Annotated in this window: 6 protein-coding genes; 5 read left to right on the top strand and 1 reads right to left on the bottom strand. The window is 61.9% G+C overall.

All coding sequences use genetic code 11. The features are described from left to right. The 4 genes from ACN6PJ_RS31310 to ACN6PJ_RS31325 all read left to right on the top strand — a co-directional run. A partial coding sequence (locus ACN6PJ_RS31310) for a VVA0879 family protein (RefSeq protein WP_427999509.1) occupies positions 1-183 on the top strand: 183 nt, incomplete at its 5' end. Beyond that, on the top strand, positions 183-425 hold the full coding sequence (locus tag ACN6PJ_RS31315; protein WP_427999510.1) for a hypothetical protein: 243 nt from the start codon (positions 183-185) through the stop codon (positions 423-425). The genes ACN6PJ_RS31310 and ACN6PJ_RS31315, both read left to right, overlap by 1 nt. Continuing rightward, positions 422-1,591 carry a hypothetical protein gene (locus ACN6PJ_RS31320; RefSeq protein ID WP_427999511.1) on the top strand — a complete coding sequence of 390 codons (1,170 nt, stop codon included), beginning with the start codon at positions 422-424 and terminating at the stop codon, positions 1,589-1,591. The genes ACN6PJ_RS31315 and ACN6PJ_RS31320 overlap by 4 nt, the downstream gene beginning before the upstream one ends. Positions 1,592-1,679: 88 nt before the next feature. Beyond that, on the top strand, positions 1,680-1,949 hold the full coding sequence (locus tag ACN6PJ_RS31325; protein WP_427999512.1) for a helix-turn-helix transcriptional regulator: 270 nt from the start codon (positions 1,680-1,682) through the stop codon (positions 1,947-1,949). Here the strand turns inward: ACN6PJ_RS31325 and ACN6PJ_RS31330 are convergent. Beyond that, a complete protein-coding gene (locus ACN6PJ_RS31330; RefSeq protein ID WP_427999513.1) occupies positions 1,946-3,235 on the bottom strand; it encodes a tyrosine-type recombinase/integrase in 1,290 nt (429 codons plus the stop codon). The two genes, ACN6PJ_RS31325 and ACN6PJ_RS31330, sit on opposite strands and share 4 nt — an antisense overlap. 168 nt (positions 3,236-3,403) lie before the next feature. Between ACN6PJ_RS31330 and ACN6PJ_RS31335 the strand changes: the two genes are divergently transcribed. After that, positions 3,404-3,549 (top strand): hypothetical protein (locus ACN6PJ_RS31335; protein ID WP_427999514.1); only part of this gene is annotated, 146 nt, incomplete at its 3' end.

A 3,549-nucleotide genomic window follows, 5' to 3' on the forward strand; every position in this document is an offset into this window, starting at 1 on the left:
GGGTCGCCTCGAAAGGAGCCCGACGGCCAGCCCTGCAACTGGAGCCTGGGCGGCCTGTTCAAGACCCACCGCATGGTCGTGGTCACGCCCGACGGCATCGAGCATCCCCATTTCGAGCTTGCCAGTCCGGAAGAAGCTGCGGCGCATCATGCCGCCCAGGTCCAGCAGCAGGGAGAGGCGTGATGGAACTCAGCGAATACGAGAAAAAGGTTATCGCCGCACTGGCGGGCCCTGGCGCGCTTCTGACCCGAGACGTGGCTGACAGGGTGCGCCCGCGCTTCGGTAGCACCCAACACCAGCACAGCGGCGCCGTCCGCGCCTGGCTGCTGCACCTGGAAAAGCTGGGGCTTGTTCGCCGGCTCGACGCCGAAAAGCCCGTTTGCTGGCAACTCGCCGCTCAGCCCACCACCAAGGAAAGGACATGACCAAGAACAACACCGCCCAGCCCGTGCTGACGGATGACGAAATATTGCACCGCTGGGATGCCTACGTCAGCGAAACCAGCACGACCTATCCGCTGACCGGCGCCGACAAGATCGCATTCGCCCGCGCCATCGAATCCGCCCTGCTGTCCAAGCTGCGCGCCCCTGTAGCCGATGAGCGGCAAGCGCTGGCGCATGTGGCGAACGAATGGGCGGACATGGCATGCAACGCCATGGTTTGGATACGCAATATACAAGACGGGATTTCTACGCCGAAGGAAGCCCTTGTGAGCCTCAAGGCCAACCTGACGCACTGCCGGGAAGTTTCGGCTTGCGCGGGTGTTCCGGCCGCCCTGGCAAGCGCCCCTGTAGCCGGGGAGCGGTGCAAGCGGTGCGGCGGCCCCGGCTGGTATACAAGCCACACGACTGGCTATCCGCATTCGATGCCATGCATTGACTGCAACCCCCAAGGCGTTTCGGCGGAGCGGCTGGAAAAAGACCCGTTCTTGGCTGCGCAGCTTTGGCGCAAACCTGTGGGCTTCGCGGACGCCTACGAGGGTGCCCGCGAGGATCTGGCCATCTGGAAACGGCGCGCCTTGGAAGCCGAGCGCGACTTACGTGCAGAGCGGGAAACGTCGTCCCGCCTCGTTGCCGCCCTGAACGCCGAGAACGGCCCGACGCATATGGGCGAACCTGCGCCCCAGGCCAGCGAGGCGGTGCGCATCCAGTTCCCCGCCCATCTGCGCAAGATGTGGTCGGGTGGCGAGGTGCAGGCGTGGCTGGACGAGCATCAGGGCGTGACGCCGCCGAAGGTCAGCGCCAAGGGAAGCCTGGAGCGGTATCGAAAATGGCAGGCGGAGCGTGAGGAGGCCTTCGGAGCCGGCGTCAAGGCCGCGGCGGATCTGGTCAAGAAGACGGTCGAGGACTACGACGCCAACCACGGCAGCACAGACTGTGAGACTGGCACGCGGGAGTACCCCGGCGAGGGCGCAACTTGGGTCTGCGAAATGCAGGCGCTGGAGGAATCCATCCGCGCCTTATCCGCGCAACCGGCAAGAAAACCGGCAACTTCTGCGCCCTCACCGGCCGCCAGCCAGCGCCAGGCAATGATTCCAGCCTCGCGGGAAAGCGGCAACTCGCACACCGACGGAGGCGCGGTCTACGAGTGATTAATGAATCACTGAATTCAATTACGCATCATTAATGATGCAATTCATCAAGCGGCCCGCCCAGTGCGGGCTTCGTTTTGGAGGGTGCATGCTAAACCCCAACATCCGCATCGAGCCTGTGTATGTCGATCTAGCTACCGCCGCGTTTATGACCACGCTGGCCGAATCGACTATTCAGGCGATGGTGACGCGAGACGAATTCCCAGCCCCCCGCGAGCTTTCCGGGCGGCGTGTCGGCTACCTGTATTCCGAGATCCTGGAGTGGGCACAGAAGCGGCCACGCTCGGCAATGCTTCCGCCCCCCAACACGGGAGCAAAGAAAGGCAAAGCTAAGCAGATGCCGGAAAATGCCGTCTAGCCGTGCTTAACAGCCAACTGCTCAAGGTACTCCGACAGACGGCCCAACCAGACCCGGCGCTCCTTGTCGTAGCTGTGCCGGTTGTAGACCCCCTCAACCCCAGGGAGCATGTGGCCGATGATGACCTCGGCCACATCCCTCGGGCATCCCATCGAAGCCAGGAATGTCCTCGCGGTCCGCCGCAGGTCGTGTGGCGCCCAATGCGTCACGGTCAGGCGGATGCGCTTGCGTTCGGGCGCTGTGTTGCTGTACGGCTGCTGGTAATACACGCGCGTTTGAACTGACTTTTGCTCCCAATGCCCCGTCTTCCCATAGGACGGGAAGAGGTAACCAGTCGGATAGGCGTTCAGGCGGCGCCGGACAATGGTTTCTGCGCGCCCGATGAGTGGCACGCGAAAATCCGTAGCATCCTCTCGCTTCGCATTCTTCGTTTTGGCCTTCGGCACGGACCACCACAGACCGTCATCCTCTTCCGTAATCTCCGACGCCTCCATAGCCGTGATCTCCACGCCTCGCGCGCAGGTCCAGAGATAAAGCGTAAGAATGTCGTTTATGTCGCGGGAGAAATTCGGCAACCACGGAATCAACTGGCCAGCCTCCTGAGGCGACAATACCCGTTTGAGGGCGCCGCGTTTGACTCCGTTGATGGCCTTTCCCTTTGACTTAAGCTTTCCGCGCAAGATCAGGCGCCACCAGTTGGGAACACTCTCGGCCAGCTTGCCCGCATCGTGGCAGTACTCCCACGCAGCCCCGAGCTCACGCCGCAGTATCTGCGCCTGCACCGGTATATGAGCGTACGACTCAATCAGCGCAAAGGCATCGGCGCGGCTCACCTCCGCCGCCTCCTTTCCCGCTAGGTCGCCGAGCATCGTTCTGAACATGCGGGCGATTTCTACCTGCCCCTTCTCCCCCCGATTCCGGACGATGTGACCTGCGTGATAGAGGTCACAGACGCGCTGTACCGTTAGCGCCCCCTTGTTCTTCTCCTTCTCAGCGGCTTTCGCTGCAACGGCGGACTGGCGCTCGCGCCTCGCCTCAGCGGCAACATCAATTCCCGCCTCGCGCTTCTGCCGCAGCGCTTCCCACTCCACAATCGCCGCGGCGAACGACACGGCGGGCCACCGCCCAATCTTCTTCTGACGCATAGCGCCATTGACCGGGCTCTTGTAGCGGTAGGTCCAGGTTCTTGAGCTCTCGGTTGCCTCCAAGCGCAGCCCCGGATAGCCATCAATGGTAAGGTGTCGCCCAGGCTCTAACAGCTTGGCGGCGCGCGCGTCGAATTGCATGAAGTCGGGATCCTCTGGCGTAGCTTTTTCGAAGATCCTAAACGAAGTGGCGTAACTTCACAATTCCGCACTAGAGAAACCTACGCCAAACCATTAAGTGTTGGTGGGTTTTGATGGGTGTCGCTGGGCTATAGAGCAACCACGAAACACCGAACACTCCCCAAGCAAATGCAAGCAGCGCAAGGCGAAACGCCGAAATCACGGGCTGAAATGGACGATCAGCTATCAAATCACACCCCCATGATGCAGCAATACCTCCGCCTGAAGGCGGAGGCCGGTCCCTTGCTGCTGTTCTACCGCATGGGCGACTTCTA

Origin of the sequence: Achromobacter sp. (assembly GCF_050285585.1) — a bacterium.
Taxonomy (GTDB): domain Bacteria; phylum Pseudomonadota; class Gammaproteobacteria; order Burkholderiales; family Burkholderiaceae_B; genus Achromobacter.

Bases quoted from the DNA above. Each gene is read 5' to 3' on its own strand.
- ACN6PJ_RS31325 (WP_427999512.1), top strand. From the start codon at position 1,680: ATGCTAAACCCCAACATCCGCATCGAGCCTGTGTATGTCGATCTAGCT.
- ACN6PJ_RS31330 (WP_427999513.1), bottom strand. From the start codon at position 3,235: ATGCAATTCGACGCGCGCGCCGCCAAGCTGTTAGAGCCTGGGCGACAC.
- ACN6PJ_RS31315 (WP_427999510.1), top strand. From the start codon at position 183: ATGGAACTCAGCGAATACGAGAAAAAGGTTATCGCCGCACTGGCGGGC.
- ACN6PJ_RS31320 (WP_427999511.1), top strand. From the start codon at position 422: ATGACCAAGAACAACACCGCCCAGCCCGTGCTGACGGATGACGAAATA.